A 16,489-nucleotide genomic window follows, 5' to 3' on the forward strand; every position below is an offset into this window, starting at 1 on the left:
AGGTTGAAATAGAAATGGATGAAATCAGACTATCCGCCGAAAAAAGAATCGGAACCGGTAAAGGTACTTCGCGGCAGTTGCGAATGAAAGGATTTATCCCCGGCGTTCTCTATGGTCCTGAAGTGGAACCGTTTTCACTCTCTCTGAACAACAAAGAACTGGCCGCTTTAATGCGGACCGGCAACAGCTCCAGAAAACTGATTGATTTGCTGGTCAACGGTGAGAACGACAGCCGTAAGGTGATTATCAGAGATCTTCAACGCGACCCGGTTTCGGGGGATTTTAAACATGTCGACCTGTACCAGGTTTCGATGAAGAAAAAACTGACAGTGCCGGTCCGAATCCATCTGATCGGAACACCCGAGGGTGTCAAACTGGGCGGAATTTTGCAACACATTATTCGGGAAATCGAAGTGGAGTGTCTGCCGACCGATATTCCCGATCGGATTGATCTTGACGTGTCGAGTTTAATGATCGGCGACGTAATTCATGTCAGTGAATTGTCGCTGGAGAAAGTTGAAATTCTGGATAATCCCAAAAGAACTATCGTGACGGTGGTTCCTCCGACAGTCATTAAGACGGCCGCGGAAACCGCTGCCGAAGCCGGAGTGGTCGAGGGCGAAGAAGTAGCCGAGGGCGAAGGTGAGGGCACTGCCGAAGGCGAAGAGAAGAAAGAAGACGAAGGGAAAGAATAAATTATTTTCTTTTAATTATGAGTCAGAGGCCGCCCGGATATGGGGCGGCCTTTTTTTGGGGCCTAACCGATTATGCCGCCCAGAAAATCGGTATATAGCCGGTAGAGGAAAATCATGGTTGTTATTATAACGGCGACGGCCCGGAGCCGGATATAGAGTGGTTTATCCTTAAAGATCCGATCAGCGCCGGTTCGGATAAAATAGTAAAATCGGCGAATATAAATGATAGTCGATAAGATTAGCAGGATTATGGTAATATAACCAAACATCCCGATCCCGAAATCAAACCTGATAATATAAGTCATAAGCAGGATTGCCAGGGCCGCGAAATAGTACTTACCGGTCAGAGTTGAGGGCGGGATCCGCCCGCCTCGGTGACTCAGGATGGCGCCTCCCGACAGAATCAGCAAATCGCGAAGGATTATGACGGAAGCCAGCCACCAAGAAAAATCACGGGAAAGAATCAGCATAATAATAATCGTGATAGCCATGAACTTGTCGGCGAGAGGATCCAGAATCAGGCCGAGCGGCGTGATCTGGTTTAAATGTCGGGCCAGGTAACCATCGAGAAAATCGGTGATGGCGGCAATGGTGATCAGGATAAAGCATATCAGGGTCGCCTGTCCGGTCCCGGCCATGATCAGCCAGGCAATCGGCAGGGTCAGGGCGATTCTGGAGAGAGTTAACAGATTAGGGGGCAGAAATAACTGCCTTAAGGATATTTCTGTTCGGGTTTGGTGATCCATATATCTGAGGATAGTTTTTTTGTGGGTAAGCGTCAATCTTAAATGATATTGTTCGATATTCCGCCGACCGGCGGATAATGAAACCGGCTATCAGGTACATCCGGCACCATTGCCATAGCCGCAGATCGGACACCTGATGATATTTCCGGGTTCGCGTTGCAGTGAGGCGAACCCGCAGTTGGGGCAAAGCTGGCCTTCCGAGATATAGACAACAGTATTTTTACCAGGAGATATGGGGCAGGATGCTCCCGTTGATTCGGGATCGTCTTTTTCAGGCCGGGAGCGTTTTTTTTTACTCATAGGAGTGGTTCCAATAACAATCATTATTCGGTCAATACGATTAGAAATAAGACAGGAGATGGTTTAAGGCAATCTTTATTTATTGGAATTGTAAATCAGACCAGGCTCTCGACGCGATTTGGCGTGAAACGGCACTGCGCCCATATTTTATACATCTCGTCGGCATCGGTCTGGCGGTTGATGATATGATCGATCTCGCCGATAGTAATTAATTCAATCAGGGTTTCCAGGACGACCGGATCGAAGGATCCGATCATTTCTTTCTCCATGATGCCGATGGCTTTTGAGGCATCGAAGGCCTTACGATAAGGCCGGGCCGAAGTCAAAGCATCGAAAACGTCGGCCACACATATAACTCTGGCGCCGATCGGGATATTATCACCGGAAAGGCCCGACGGATATCCTTCGCCATTGAATTTTTCATGATGATGGCGGATAAGGGGAATGACCTCCCAAGGCAATTTAATGCCGGCCAGGATCCGTATTCCGGTATCGGGATGTTTTTTGATTTCATCGAATTCCGCCGGTGTCAGTCGCCCCGGTTTCTTAAGGATTTCATCGGGAACCTGCAATTTTCCGATATCATGCAACAGCCCGGCGGCGACAATCGATTTGGTTTCATGATCGGAGAGGCCGAGTTTTCGGGCTATGAAAAGAGCGAGGTTGGCGACACGGTCGGAATGCCCTTTGGTATAAGGGTCTTTTTGGTCGACCTGGGAAGCCATAGCCTCAAAGACTTTCAAATATAAGTCTTCAACCGAGCAAATCAATTTACGGGTTTTTTCAAGGCGGCCGGTTACATTGAGTTGATGGAACAGCTGGAAGGCCTGTTCCAGAATCTGGAGAGCCTGCATATGCTGCTCGGTCATCTGGCAGAGGCTGCCGATTTCAAACAGGATTTCAGCTTCTAAAAACTGCAGGCCGAGTTCCTCACACAGGTCGCGGGCTTCATTGAACCGGGCCAGAGCCTCATTGTAATTCTCCTCGAACAGGGCTATTTTCCCGGCCAGTTTGATGGTTTCGACAAGCTGACTATTCTTGAGACCTTTATTGCGAATCAACTGATGAGCGGACAGGCAGTATTTTCGGGCCTCGGGGATATTCTTTATTTTGAGAAGCAAGTCGGTCAGGTTGATGTTCAGGATTAAAATGAGCGATTCATCTTTAATACTATCGGCAATCCGCAGGGCGGCGACATAGTTTTGATGGGCCTGTTCATAATCATCCTGCTCCATCAGAGTGATCCCGATGTTATTGAATGTATACGCCGATTTGCGGACTTCCCCCTCGGATTCATAGGTAGTCCGGGCGGTTTTGTAGCATTCCAGAGCCGCCTGCCATTCGCCCTTAATATTTTTGATTGTCCCGAGGTTATTGGACAGATCGGCATGGAGGAGATTCAGCTGATTATTGAGGGCGATACCGATCCCTTCTTCATAGGCGGCCTCGGCATCATCGAATTCTCCCAGCTCAATATAAATAGCACCCAGGTTGCGGAGGCTTTTACAAATTCCCAGGGGATCGTTCAAACGGCGGTTGCCCGCCAGAGCGCGGTGGACATAACCGAGAGCCCGATCCAGCTCGCCGGTTTTAGCGAGAAGCTGGCCGATTTCCAGGAAAACTTCGACCCTCCGGGGGGCCAGATTTTTATCCTGGCAATATTCCAAAAGTTGCTGGTACTGGGCGACCGCTTCGGCGTATCGACCCAGCCGGGAAAGGACCTTGCCTTTCTCATGATGCAAGTCATAACGCAGTTCCGGTGAAAAAGCGGGGAGTCCTTTGGTCAGCCAGAGTTGTTCCAGATTATCCAAATGCATCAGAGCTCGCTCGTAGTCGAAGCTATCGCTTGCCTTGCGAGCGAGCTCAAGGAATTCGTAAAGAGTCTCAACCCACTTGATGCCGGAGTATTCAGATGGCGGGCCGGCTATTTGTTTCATTCCGCGGCATTCCCTTCAGGCGGTATTCATGCAGCTCTTATCATATTTTTCGCCGAAGCCTCCAAACTCTTTAGCTTTTCGACAGCTTTTTTCAGTTGATTACCGCCGGTTTTTTTAAGCAAGGTGATGGCGGCTTCAAGCGAAGAACGGGCCGCACTGGCTTCACCGGTTTCGATTTCCAGGCAGCCAAGCTCATATAGGAGTTCCGCTTCGTGCTGCAACAGGTTATTGGAACGGGTGAGCTTCAGGGCCCGGTCGATAATAGTGCGCGCCTGACGCTGATCCCCGGACTGGCGGTAAACCATGGCCTTGATAATGGCCAGATCGGCGGCCAGCTGGGGAGATTTAAGCGTATCAAGTAACTCCTCCGCCGCTGAAATTAGCGAGCGTGCGGCGACGATATCGCCGGTTTTTAATTGCAGTTTTGCCATATTCTGGTAGCAAATTTCAACCAGGTTGGTATCGTTGTTCTCCAGAGCCATAGTCATAGCTTCCTCGAAAGCCTTTTTAGTCTCGGGGAATTGTCCGAGCTCCAGGTATGCCAGGCCGATATTATGCAAAGCGTAAGCCTGGCGCAATCGGTTACCGGCTTTGCGGAAGTCTGACAGGCACAAATTGAAGATTTTAATCGATTCCTTCTGCATACCCTGGATTGATGCCAGGGCCCCCTGGGTGTTCAGGATAGTTGCCCGAAGCTGGAAATCACCAGATTTGGTGGCAAGATCGACAGCCTGATCGCACAACAATTCGCAATCACCGAATTGACCCATCTGGAATTTCATATTTGCAAGATTCCTGATTGATTCGGCCGCTCCGCGATAGTCCGCCTCATAAAGGTAGATTGTCGCGGCCTGCCGGAATGCATCATCTGCCCTGTCCCATTGGCCGGTCTGCATGAACGCTCGACCTAATTCCTTGGAAATCATGGCCCCAACCATTCTGTCCTGATCGGCTTCATTGAGTTTGAGCGCATCTCTAAGGAGCTGGAATACGACCGTCGTATTTCCCTGCTTCATCCAGCCTTTGGCCAGATCGAGTAGCTGTTTTGCATCCTGTTTCATGCGTTCACCTATTACCATTATTCTCTAATTTTTGCCTTTACTGGGCCGTTAATATCCAAAGCTCCTCGTTCATTCATCGGTTATCAGGGCATAGGCGGAAAAATGACTGACAAAGGCTGTGACCGTCATATCGAGAGGATTAATATGGCAGTCAATGATATCCCAATTGCCGCTATGGGGATTGTACCACGCCATTTTAATGGTGGTTTCGTCCAGGCCGGAAAGATCGGCGTCACGATAACTCATGGTCACCCTGACCGGAACATTGAAGATCAGCCCGTTGGTTCCGAAATCATTGGCAAACACCGCCAGATCGGGAATGTCAATGGAAATCAAGGTGTCATTCGGCAGTGCCTTGGGTGGGAAATCCAGTTCCACATCGAGCAGTGTCACAACTCCGCCTTCGGCGGCGTTCAGAACAGTGTCGATATGTGCCACGGCATCAGTAACTTTCAATGCCGACAGATTGCGTTTCAGAAGCGTTGTGGTGGCCGGATCATCGTTGGCGGTCGGCATTTTCGAACAGCCGATCGTCGAGAACAGGGCCATCAGAACCAGAGCCGTCAAGGCCATGATGCTTCTGTAATCCTTCATTTTAACCATTTCGTTCTCCCTTCCGTTAACCCTTTTAGTGCTTCGTAAAAGGATATAGACAAAATTTGTGCCGAAATGGGATTTTGTTGTTTATGTCTCTATCTATCAAAAGATTATGGTCCTGTCGACAGCGATCGAAAGACCCATTTAAAAGCGGGCCGATGGGTTGTCTGGTTCAAAACAAACCAGCCCAATTTTTATACCGAGCTGTTGAATTGTGGTTAAGCTTTTGTGAGGTATGGCATTGTCTCTAAATACGAACTGGTTCAAAATGAACCGGTTTTTTATCAATGGCGGCGATCTTTTTGTAACTTATTCTCTTCCATAATCCTCCGAAGCCGGGCGCGGGATATGTGGAGAATCCGAGCGGCCTCGGAACGATTCCAGGATACCATATTAAGGATTTCGCCCACGATCTGTTTTTCGATGGATTTCAGGGCAAGGCCGGTTTCCGGAATTTCCACTCTGATAAATTTTCGCTCCCGGGCGGTGATACGACCGTTGATAATAGCCTCGCCGATTTGCCGGGCGCCGATTTTAGGCGAAAGAGTCAGGAGGACGGAACGTTCAATCACATTTCGTAATTCTCTGACATTACCGGGCCAGTGGTGTTCGACCAGTTTGTCAATGGCACCTTTTTCGAGAACCAGAGTTTTTTTATTATAAAGAGACCGATAAAATTCGAAATTATTCTTGGCCAGATCGGGAATATCCTCCTTACGTTCCCGAAGGGGAGGAAGATGGATGGCGATCAGGTTCAGGCGGAAAAGCAGGTCCTCGCGGAAGCGGCCGTCACCCACAGCCCGTTCAAGATCGATATTGGTGGCCGCCAGAACCCTGACATTGATTTCGGTTTCTCTTACGGTGCCGAGGGGTCGGAGTTTTCGGCTTTCGAGAATCTTAAGTAACTTGGCCTGGGCCGAGGGGGTAAGGTTACCGATCTCATCAAGAAAGATGGTCCCGTTATCGGCGAATTCAAAAAGGCCCTTTTTATCGTTCCGGGCATCGGTGAAAGCACCCTTTTTATGGCCGAACAATTCCGATTCAAATAATTCATCGGGGATGGCCGAGCAATTGACCTCAATAAAATGGTTATTGCGGCGGATACCGCTATAATGCATCACCTTGGCCAGTAAATCTTTGCCGGTTCCGGTTTCGCCGAAAATAATGGCATTGGGATAATCGACATCACGGAGGTTATCAATCATTTCCTTGGTAGCCATAATTCGGGGCGAGTGACCGATAATAGCGGAAATATCATATTTATTTGCAACAACAGTACTTACTGCTGGTGATGTTTCTTCCTTTTTTAGCAGACTTTCCAGGTGATCCCGATATTGCTGGTGGGAGAGAATTTCAGAAACGCCCATCCGCGCCAACCGCAGAGTTTGATCGTCGGAAATGGAATCGGCGATACCGATTATTTTCAATTTATCGAATGATTCGGAAAGCTCCTCGTAGAATGATTCCTGCCGGAATTCTTCCTTTTCCAGGTCGATATAGGCTGTTGCCTCGGCAGTCTGACAGGGAGGAATACCGGGTTTATCGCAAACTGACAACCCAGCCACCGGGGAATTCATTCCTGCCCGAATTTCATCCCATCGGGGAGAATTCAATTTGTTCCCGAAGAGGATGATACTGGTTTGATATATTGCGGCCATATCCTGTTTATCGGCAAATACTTGAATCTGTTAAGAAACGGTTTTGACGTTGTTCCCGTCGATTTTGATATTTTCCGACTTCAAGACCGGACATATAAATATCGAGTGAATAACGGATTACAGGAAACAGGGCAGATTTTTGTTGATTGCCGGGGAAGAATTGCCAATTGTCGGTGTATAAGTTACAAATCATTTAAGGAGGATTAAGTGAGAGGATTTTTAATTTCGGGAGTGGTTGGTTTAGCAACCATTATCGGTTGTGGGTGGGCTGTGGCCGGGGATCTTTCAGTCACGGTTTATAACAGTAATTTGGGTGTGGTCCATGAAACCCGGGCGCTTGATTTTATCAAGGGGATGGGAATGGTTTCATTTGTCGACGTGCCCTCGCAGATCGATCCGACTTCGGTTGGATTCGAGATGGTTGAGAAAAACAAGGCGGCGGTGATTCTGGAGCAGAATTTTTCTTATGATCTGGCGTCACCGGATAAAATATATGCCAAATATATCGACCGGAAGATTGACCTGATGGATGAAAACGGCCAGATGTACAGCGGAGAATTGCTATCCACCAACCGGGAATCATCGGTTCTCAGGGGTGAGGGAGGCCAGATTCAAATCGTCCGGATGGAAAAGGTGGTCAATGCTAACCTGCCTGGTTTGCCTGAAGGGCTGGTGACTCGGCCGACGCTGTTCTGGAAATACAATTCGGATTTTACCGGAAAAGCCGATTGCCGGGTCAGTTATCAGACCGCCGGTCTGAACTGGTCGGCGGAGTATGTGGGGATACTGGATGAAAAGGAAAAAGATTTGGCTTTTTCGGGTTGGGCCTCGATCACCAATAATTCCGGCGCGGCCTACCGTGATGCCACTCTAAAGCTGATTGCCGGGGATATTAATAGGGCAACGCCTCAGGTACGAGGTGGGCGATATCTACCGCAGGCCGAGGATATGATGCTGGCCAAGGGCTCGGCCGGTTTTGAAGAAAAACAATTTTTCGAGTATCATCTCTATACTCTTCCGCGGAAGGCGACTATTGCGGATAATGAGATAAAGCAGATTTCTCTGTTCGATCCGACGGCTTCGAGGGTAACCAAGAAATATTATTATCAACCGGATGTTAATGATAAAAATGTCAAGGTTTCGGTGGAATTCGTCAATTCGATCCAGGCCGGTCTGGGGATGCCGCTTCCGGAAGGGAGAGTCCGTCTTTTCAAAGCCGACAGCGATGGTTCCATGATACTGCTGGGCGAGGACCGAATCGACCATACGCCCAAAGACGAGGAAGTGAAATTGACGGTTGGCAATGCTTTCGATATTTCGGCTGAGACCAAGATACTCAACATGCAACAAGTCTCCCAACGGGTGGAAGAATATTCTTATGAAATAGAGTTGCGCAATCATAAGGATGAGAACGTCACTATCCAGGTCGAGAAGAAATTTTACGGTGATTGGGAGATGATCAAGACGAATTATGAGTATAAGAAAAAGGACGCTGTGACGATTGAATTCGAGGTCCCGGTATTGGCCAACGGAAAGGCGGTTATCGACTTTCTGGTGAGGATCAGGAGTTAGAACGATTTTATGTGGTTGACAGGGCGTACAAAAGATATTAAATTCGCCATTTAAATTGGATGAGACGAGGCGAACTGGAGTTAGGAGGATTAAATGCAACGGATTAAATTGATAATTATTTTTGTTCTGATTGCCGTGCTGGCCGTACCGGTTTTTGCGGAGCGCCGGAAGAAGGAAATTAAAAACGCCGGGGCGTTGCTTTCATCGGCCAAAATTGCCATGCGCGGGAATCCCCCCCGACTTGAGGAAGCCATGGGGTATCTTAATGAGGTCCTGGAAAACGAAGGTCCGCTTCCGGAAGCTTATTTTTATAAAGGCAGTATTTATGGGGAATATGTCAGCCGGGAATACGATCTCGCCAGGAAAAACGACCTGATTGATTCCATGATGACCAGTTATGATTCAGTTTACATCAGTTGCGATGACAAAGAGACGGATAAAAAGCTGAAGAAGAATTGTAAGGAATATCATGATATTCTGGATTCGGTCAAATCCGCTTTATGGATCGAAAATTTCAACAGCGCTATAACTGTCCTGGGTCATCTTGACAAGGAATATCTTCCGACCTACCGCAATGCAACCGATTCCGTGATCGAAGCGGAAGCTAAGAAAATCGTTGATGCCGCGGTTGACAGCAGTCTGCTTTATTTCAAGGCGGCGATGATGGTGGACCCCAGTGAGTACCGGGCTTTTGAGGGTACAGGTATAGTTTATGACCGTCTGAAGATGCTTGATTCTTCCGCGGCCTGGTTTATCAAGGCCCATAATATCGTTCCCGATTCTCTTAATATAATTCAGAATATTGCCTATGCCTTTATTATGCAGAATGACTGGGATAATGCCATCTTGTGGTTCCGGAAGCTGCTGGAAAAGGTTCCCGATGATGTCGGGACGATGACCAATGTGGCCATTTGTTTCAATAATAAACAGTTGTATGATTCGGCCTTTGCCTACAATATGATGGTCGTCAAGGCGGATTCCACCGATGCCGATGCCTTTATCGATATCGGTCAGTATTACCTGCTGAAATCGCAGAGGATTTCAGATTCCGTCAAGGAGTACCAGACCAATGGGGATCAAAAGAGTGCGGAGAAATTCATAGTTGAGCGCGATCGGCTGTTCGATTCCTGCGCGACCTACTTCAAGAAAGGTGTCGAGTTGAATCCGGAAAATATCACCGGTCTGGAAAATTACGGAATTATCAGCATGATTACCGGGGATTATAATGCTTCGGAGATGGTTTTCACCAAGTTGACGGAACTGGAGCCAAACCGGAAGGAACACTGGATCGATTTGGGTGATACCTACGTTCAGTTGCAGAAATTCGATGAGGCCATAGCCCCATTCGAGAAGGCTTCAGAGCTGGATCCAAGTGATGTGCGTTTGTGGGAAATTCTAGCCGACCTGTATGAATCATCGGGCCAGACCCAGAAGGCCAAAGCCGCCAAAAGCAAGGCCGAAGAATTGAAAAATATGTAACCTGTCAATCGGCAGGAGTAAGGCAGGCCGCCAGGATGGCCTGCCTTTTTTTTCAGATGAAAAACCGACTGGTAAATATAGCTATCCCCAACATGCCGCCGCGGCTGTTTACCTATAGTCTACCCGAAGGCTGGACGATTTCTCTTCGGCCGGGGCAACGCTGTCTGGTTCCGCTGGGACGCCGCCGGGTGGCCGGATATTATGTCGAATCGACCGGAATCGAACCGAAGGCACGGTTGAAACCGATCATCGACGTCATAGATCATGAGACGCTCTTCAATTCCGAGCTATGGAAATTCCTACAATGGATGAGTGAGTATTATTTTGCCAATCCGGGTGATGTTCTCAATGCCTCCCTGCCGCCGGACTTACGCAAAATTCGTAAGCCGCATTACCGGGTAACGGATATTTTCGAACAGGTCGCCGGGGAATCCGGACTTGAGGCAGGATGGCGACGTCGGCTTGGAGCCAAAGGTATTCTCGGCGCCGGGGATATAAAGGCCATGGAAGCCGGATGGCCGGGTTTGCTTGACAGGCTGGTGACCACCGGAGCCCTTAAAGCAGATTGGTCGGGGATTGCGGGGATTAAAGGCGAAATTATACTGGGGTACAAGCTCGCACCACTGGATGGCGAAGGGAATAAGGATTATGATCGTTTGGCGTCTCTTGCCCCGGAGGCCGATCTCTTAAGCCGGGAGGCGATTCTTGAAAGCGGCGTCAGCCAATATCGTTTTCGCAAAATGGTTGAACAAAATACTCTGATGCCGGTTTACGGCTTGCCGGGATTGTTCGACTATTTTCGACCGCGTCCGGAGATTAACACGATCACTCCTAATAATGAGCAGGCCGAAGCGATAAAAAAGATTATGGCTTGTATGGGGCGGTTCGAACCATTTTTATTATACGGCATAACCGGATCGGGCAAAACTCTGGTTTACTGCCACCTGGCCCGGGAGGTTCTCGAACGCGGAGGGACGGTTCTGGTGCTGGTTCCGGAAATCGCCCTGGCCGGAACCCTTCTGACCTATTTCAAAGCTTTTTTCGGCGATTCGGTGGCGCTTTTGCATTCGGCCCTGAAATCCAGAGAACGAGTTTTGGTCTGGCAGAATATTCGTAACGGCCATTTCCGGATAGTTATCGGGGCTCGTTCAGCCATTTTTTCACCAATGGAGAACCTTGGAATGATCGTGGTGGATGAGGAACATGATGAATCATACAAGCAGGATGATCCCTCGCCGCGTTTCCAAGCCCGCGATGCGGCCGTGATGCGGGCCAAGATGGCCGGAATTCCGATTATTTTGGGTTCGGCGTCACCCTCGGTGGAGTCTTTTTACAATGCCGAGTCGGGCCGGTATCGTCTTCTCAAACTGACGCGCCGACCGGAACAGGCGGCGGTTCCACTGGTTCGGGTTGTTGATTTGAAAAAAGAGCGATATTCGACGGGGGATCTTTTTTTTACGCCGATTCTTAAAGACAAAATCCGCCGATCTCTGGACGAAAAAAACCAGATTATTCTTTATCTTAACCGGCGCGGTTTTTCCCCTCGGATTAAGTGCCTGGACTGCGGTTTTACTCCGGAATGCCCGCACTGCAATATCAGTCTTACCTATCACCGTTCGGGCAATCGGCTGGTGTGTCATTTCTGCGGCTTTATAAACAGCAATTATAATAAATGTGCATCCTGCGGTGGGGATAATTTCCTTCATCTGGGGACGGGGACGCAAAAAATCGAAGATAAGCTGGGCGAATTATTTCCCGAGGCGGCCATAGTTCGGCTGGACTCGGATTCGGCGGCCGGTCGGGACAGGGTCCATGTGATCCTGTCGGAATTTGCCTCGAGGAAACACGATATATTACTGGGAACTCAGATGGTGACCAAGGGAATTGATTTCCCCGATGTTTCTCTGGTCGGAGTCCTTATGGCAGATATCGGGTTGGATATGCCCGATTTTCGGGCCTCGGAAAAACTGTTTGCCAAGCTGATCCAGGTTTCGGGGCGGTCCGGCCGGGGGATTATTCCGGGGGAAGTGGTCATCCAGACTTTTAATCCTGAGACGGACCTGATCGATGATGCGGCGCGGCAGGATTATGACTCCTTTTACGCCCGGGAGATATTGTCGCGGAAGCAGTTGCAGTATCCGCCATTTGCGCATCTGATAAATTTCCGGTTGTCGTCAAAAAATGAAAAGTCACTGGAGAAATCGGCCCTGGATTTCCGGCAACGCCTGGAAATGAAAGTGAAAGAGAATGATTTGTCGGGACAAATTCTCGGTCCGGCTCCCAGCCCGTTGTACCGGTTGCGGGGGATGTACCGCCGCCATCTGTTTCTGAAAACCAGACAGATACTCAAGGCGATCAGAATCATCGGAGAGTGGGAATATCACGAGTCTAATTTTGGTCTGATTTCGAGTGCCAGGCCGGTGGTCGATATCGATCCCTATGATATGATGTGAGGGCTTTTTAAGGCGGAGCGATCACAGGTCCTGAACCTGCCGTGTCAGGCCCAGAATCCGGATCGGATTACACGAATGCAAAAACCATTATGGTCCGACAACGGCCAGTTTGTGCACCCTGAATAGGGAACTGCGCATCAGTTTGTCGATTCTTTTCAATTCGCTTCGAGCAATAGTGGAAAACCGGAAACCCATGTCGAAATAATTGCCGTCATCACTCTGTCGGTTCCAGACACAGGTGGCATCGAATGTGACATAAGGACTGCCATCAATCTCTTTTGGCATAACCAGTCGTAATTGCTCGACAGTACCTACCGAGATTTCTTTTTCGCCTACCAGTTTCAAACCCTGTTTAGAAATATCGGCCAGGCAACCGATGAGCAGGTCGGTTTTCCGATCAAGAACGGCGAAATAGGTTTTGGTCGGTTTTCTTTCGTGTCTTCGCCTTTCATTCATATCGCTTCTCCTTCCAATTCAGACATCAGTCTATCGTGATCGAAATTAGTTTCAATTATCTGACTTCGGAAGGTGCGAGAGCACCGTTCATGAAGCTATATTCCGGTTATCGACCTCTGATACGATAATCTTGAAGAAAATCAAAAACCCGTAACCAGTTTAGATATAACGGCGGCGGGATGAGAATATGGCATTTATTTTTCTATATTATTGTTCGGCTATTGATTGCTACTATATGAAGAACCGTACGATAGAGGATTAAAAGACTCCCCTATAGAAAACTGTATAAAAAAAGACAGCCCCGGTGAGGCTGTCTTGAGAGTATTGATTTCTTGGCCGGATATTCCCGCTGACTCAATGCCTATGGACAAACCGGTTCCGAACCTTCCAAATATAAATAATGGACCAGGTAAGTGACATCAAGAATATTAATCGCTCCGTTTCCGTCGGCGTCACCCGCCTCGATTGGATCCGGTGCGGGTCCATCCTGGTAAAGGTATTTAATCAGGAAGGTGACATCAAGGATATTGACCAATCCGTTTCCGCTGGCGTCGCCGCAGACATAAGTCGGTTCGGCGGTGACATGAAGCTGGGCCGGAATATTCCAGGGATTATCCGGTTGATCGGGATCATTACTGGAAATGATAATATTCAGATTATACAGACCGGTATCTAATTCAGCGGTAGCGAATTCGCACGGGATGGTATCAGCCATGTTATATTCGAGAACGCCGGCCGTTTTGCCCATGGTCAGCCACTGGTAAGGAAGAAAGAATTTGACGGTCAGACTATCATGAAGATACTCGGAAAGATAGGCTACTTCAAGGCCATCAGTGCCATCAGCACTCTCTATTCCCACGGCACAGGATGAAACATCGAATCCGGAAGCAATAGACAGATACTGATAAATAATTGTCCCGTCATTATATAAAACTACCTCGGCAGTAATAACATCGCCTGTGGCCGCGTTATATTCGGGGTAGTCAACAAACTGGATCACACAGCGACTGCCATCATTATGGATGAGAACCTGGGCGCCGGGATTGGCATCATCGGTTGGATCGAGATCATCCCACAGCCAAGCCATGATATTATTCGGGGTGGTGGCGGTGGGCAGAGGGGTTCGCTGGCGCAGTTTCATACTGGTGGTGTCGAAGCCAATAATCCCGTTGGAGCCGACATACAATTGAGTATAGACGTTGCCATAAAAATTAAAGGCGAAACCGATATCGAACGGACCGGCATAGCTGTCATCGTCCAGAAGGTCGGCCATATCCTCCCCGCTTCCGGTAATATCGATCCAGTCGAAAACCGGGCCCTCGGGTTCATCGGAATCAATCCAGTAGTAACCGTACTCATCAGGGCCGCCGGCATCCTTATCGACCACATACCCGCAGAGCGAAGGGGAGTCACCTTTTGGTTCATAATAGGTATAAAATTCTTCTGAATAATCCCGACGGGCGGGAGCCAAACCGTTTTCCGATTCAAGCCGGGCTATCAGACCGCTGTTTTTAGCCGTCGATTCGGTCTTAATACTGTAGTTGAGAATCCCCAGGCCGCTATTGGTAATCACCAGAGTATCCTGAGTCGATTGATCCAGTTCCAGGGTTATATCGAAAGAGGCCGGAGTTACAGAAATGGCGGGAATGTATTCGACCATAAAGCTGTAAATATCGGTAGTATCAACTCGACCTTCTGAATCTTTGGCGAATATATAATAATAGATCGAGGTTCCCTGAGGTTGAGTCGGGATGAAACCATGATATTCGTCGCCGGCACCGGTTGACTCAAGCAAATCAGTGGACCAGACGGAATTGATTTCGTAGAAAAGAAGGAGAGAATCGGCAACCAGATCGGCATTGGATTTGATAGTGCAGATTACTCCGTAGTCGTTCAAAGTGTCAATGGTATTGGATAAAGGATCATGGGTGATGGTAACACTGGCATAGGGATCGAAACCATCAAGAGTCGTAGCCCCGGTATTATCGGGATCGAGCCAGTCTTTGAGACGGTTTGAGGATGACCCGCCGCCGTCCCATGACATGGCGAATTTACCATACCAGTCCGGAGTTATACTGGTGCATGAAGCATAACCGCCGTGAAGCTGTCCGACCACGCGGTGGTTCTGATCGAACAGGGGTGAACCGGAGGAACCGCCTTCGGTCGTCCCGTCTTCCCAGTTACCGATCCGCCAGTGGGTGGTTCCGGAAGTCTGGAGATAATTAGCCGATGTGACAGGATCGTAATCGAAAGAGATCTTTTTAATATCACCGCTGGGGTGGTGGATGCCGGTCGAGGAAGTCGAGGCAACATCGATATTGGACCATCCGGCGAAATAAACACCATAAAATTCCGGCGGCTGTTCAGTCAATTCCAGCAGGGCAAAGTCGGACGTGGTATAGGTGGCCCTGAGGGTCGAACCCTGGACGGTCATATAGGTCGGCCCATTGGCATTGGTGCATCCGGGACTTTCATAATTAAACATGAAAATCCAGGTGGTTTCACCGCCGAGACAGTGATTGGCAGTCAGGAAATAGGGGGTTTCATCCTGACGGATATTGTTGACCAGGGATCCGGAACATATCCGCGAACCGCCTGCAGTCAGGATCATGGCCACGGCGCGTTTTTCATCCTGCCACGGTTCTCCCTCGGGACAGTTAATGTTATTATTGCATGACCCCGATTCGCCATAGCCTTTATCGGCCGAGGTTCGACCAAATCCGAAAACATCGCGATAACCATGTATGACACTCGAGATGGTCAATTCACCCTTGCCGCGAACATCGACCGGTTCATAATATTCAACCACGCAGGCTTCGCCGGGGGTGGGAGAAGTGGCAAACTGCCCGTGGTCTTTATTGTTGGCCGAGGTGAAGGCTCCCAGGACGGCGGTCCGGTCTTCGTTGTACACAAAGAGCCGGGCTCCATCGGGAAGACGGTATCGGCTGTAAATCAAATTGATGGAATATGCTCCGGGGGAAACGATTTGAATTCTCCAAATATGGCTGCCATCCTCGAGTTCAGTCCAGAAACCGGAATTATCAAGATTAAAATCGACCTCAAATGGTTTGCCGAAACGGAATGGTATCCCCAGCTTGGCTTCCTCGGCATCTTCGGCCAGCATCGCCTGGATATCGAAAGCCGGCATTTCCATCTCCGGCGGTTCGGTGATAATGGCTTTGCCGAAACTTACCGGAGTACCTCCGGCGCTGATCTGGGCACTTGCGGAGGAACCCAGAATCAGAATGATGATGGCCGCAAGAATAGTCACCTGTAACGGTTTCATAACTGCCTCTCGTTTTTTCTTCCCATGTTTATCGCCTGTCAACGGGGATTATGTTCCGGTGTCGGAAGATTTTCCCGTGAGGTTAAGCCAATATAAAATCAATCAATTTTATTATGATGTTGAATGACTCAAATTTTAATACTTTAGTATTGTGGTCAGTTTATGTCAGTATCATCTTTAATATAGACTAAAAAAAAATCCCTGCAATCGATTTCTTAACATAAATTCGAAATCATGAATACAGAGCGG

The 16,489-nt window shown here is 48.8% G+C and carries 12 protein-coding genes; 4 read left to right on the top strand and 8 right to left on the bottom strand.

Annotated elements, in window-relative coordinates; translation table 11 throughout:
- The first annotated feature begins 14 nt into the window (after positions 1-14).
- Complete coding sequence (locus tag JXQ28_14030; protein ID MBN2278850.1) at positions 15-695, top strand: 50S ribosomal protein L25; 681 nt, start codon at positions 15-17, stop codon at positions 693-695.
- A gap of 62 nt (positions 696-757) precedes the next feature.
- On the opposite strand, the gene JXQ28_14035 is transcribed toward JXQ28_14030, so the two are convergent.
- From JXQ28_14035 to JXQ28_14060, 6 genes are all read right to left on the bottom strand, one after another.
- On the bottom strand, positions 758-1,441 hold the full coding sequence (locus JXQ28_14035; protein ID MBN2278851.1) for a CDP-alcohol phosphatidyltransferase family protein: 684 nt from the start codon (positions 1,439-1,441) through the stop codon (positions 758-760).
- Positions 1,442-1,531: 90 nt separating this feature from the next.
- Complete coding sequence (locus JXQ28_14040) at positions 1,532-1,741, bottom strand: hypothetical protein (GenBank protein MBN2278852.1); 210 nt, start codon at positions 1,739-1,741, stop codon at positions 1,532-1,534.
- A 95-nt stretch (positions 1,742-1,836) separates the two neighbouring features.
- Positions 1,837-3,678 (bottom strand): tetratricopeptide repeat protein, encoded by a 1,842-nt coding sequence (locus tag JXQ28_14045; GenBank protein MBN2278853.1) that lies wholly within the window; start codon positions 3,676-3,678, stop codon positions 1,837-1,839.
- Positions 3,679-3,704: 26 nt separating this feature from the next.
- The gene (locus JXQ28_14050) at positions 3,705-4,739 is read right to left on the bottom strand and encodes a tetratricopeptide repeat protein (GenBank protein MBN2278854.1); all 1,035 of its coding nucleotides are present in this window, start codon (positions 4,737-4,739) and stop codon (positions 3,705-3,707) included.
- 69 nt (positions 4,740-4,808) lie between these two features.
- Entirely contained in the window at positions 4,809-5,342 is a 534-nt protein-coding gene (locus tag JXQ28_14055; protein ID MBN2278855.1) for a hypothetical protein, read from the bottom strand.
- 278 nt (positions 5,343-5,620) lie between these two features.
- A complete protein-coding gene (locus tag JXQ28_14060; GenBank protein ID MBN2278856.1) occupies positions 5,621-6,901 on the bottom strand; it encodes a sigma-54-dependent Fis family transcriptional regulator in 1,281 nt (426 codons plus the stop codon).
- 300 nt (positions 6,902-7,201) lie between these two features.
- On the opposite strand from JXQ28_14060, the gene JXQ28_14065 reads away from it, so the two are divergent.
- The 3 genes from JXQ28_14065 to priA all read left to right on the top strand — a co-directional run bounded on the left by JXQ28_14065 (position 7,202) and on the right by priA (position 12,498).
- Positions 7,202-8,566, top strand: coding sequence for a DUF4139 domain-containing protein (locus tag JXQ28_14065; GenBank protein MBN2278857.1), 1,365 nt, complete (start codon positions 7,202-7,204; stop codon positions 8,564-8,566).
- A 93-nt stretch (positions 8,567-8,659) separates the two neighbouring features.
- Positions 8,660-10,045: a tetratricopeptide repeat protein gene (locus tag JXQ28_14070; protein MBN2278858.1), complete on the top strand. Its 1,386-nt coding sequence runs from the start codon at positions 8,660-8,662 to the stop codon at positions 10,043-10,045.
- Between the two features lie 35 nt (positions 10,046-10,080).
- Complete coding sequence (gene priA / locus JXQ28_14075) at positions 10,081-12,498, top strand: primosomal protein N' (protein MBN2278859.1); 2,418 nt, start codon at positions 10,081-10,083, stop codon at positions 12,496-12,498.
- 87 nt (positions 12,499-12,585) lie between these two features.
- Here priA and JXQ28_14080 read toward each other — a convergent pair whose 3' ends face one another.
- Both JXQ28_14080 and JXQ28_14085 read right to left on the bottom strand, forming a co-directional pair.
- On the bottom strand, positions 12,586-12,954 hold the full coding sequence (locus JXQ28_14080) for a PilZ domain-containing protein (GenBank protein MBN2278860.1): 369 nt from the start codon (positions 12,952-12,954) through the stop codon (positions 12,586-12,588).
- A gap of 361 nt (positions 12,955-13,315) precedes the next feature.
- On the bottom strand, positions 13,316-16,240 hold the full coding sequence (locus JXQ28_14085; protein MBN2278861.1) for a trypsin-like peptidase domain-containing protein: 2,925 nt from the start codon (positions 16,238-16,240) through the stop codon (positions 13,316-13,318).
- Positions 16,241-16,489: the final 249 nt, after the last annotated feature.

The sequence above is a fragment of the Candidatus Zixiibacteriota bacterium genome (assembly GCA_016933955.1).
Lineage (GTDB): Bacteria > Zixibacteria > MSB-5A5 > GN15 > PGXB01 > JAFGTT01.

Coding starts and splice junctions, on each gene's coding strand:
- JXQ28_14030 (MBN2278850.1), top strand. CDS start 15: ATGGATGAAATCAGACTATCCGCCGAAAAAAGAATCGGAACCGGTAAA.
- JXQ28_14035 (MBN2278851.1), bottom strand. CDS start 1,441: ATGGATCACCAAACCCGAACAGAAATATCCTTAAGGCAGTTATTTCTG.
- JXQ28_14040 (MBN2278852.1), bottom strand. CDS start 1,741: ATGAGTAAAAAAAAACGCTCCCGGCCTGAAAAAGACGATCCCGAATCA.
- JXQ28_14045 (MBN2278853.1), bottom strand. CDS start 3,678: ATGAAACAAATAGCCGGCCCGCCATCTGAATACTCCGGCATCAAGTGG.
- JXQ28_14050 (MBN2278854.1), bottom strand. CDS start 4,739: ATGAAACAGGATGCAAAACAGCTACTCGATCTGGCCAAAGGCTGGATG.
- JXQ28_14055 (MBN2278855.1), bottom strand. CDS start 5,342: ATGGTTAAAATGAAGGATTACAGAAGCATCATGGCCTTGACGGCTCTG.
- JXQ28_14070 (MBN2278858.1), top strand. CDS start 8,660: ATGCAACGGATTAAATTGATAATTATTTTTGTTCTGATTGCCGTGCTG.
- priA (MBN2278859.1), top strand. CDS start 10,081: ATGGCCTGCCTTTTTTTTCAGATGAAAAACCGACTGGTAAATATAGCT.
- JXQ28_14080 (MBN2278860.1), bottom strand. CDS start 12,954: ATGAATGAAAGGCGAAGACACGAAAGAAAACCGACCAAAACCTATTTC.
- JXQ28_14085 (MBN2278861.1), bottom strand. CDS start 16,240: ATGAAACCGTTACAGGTGACTATTCTTGCGGCCATCATCATTCTGATT.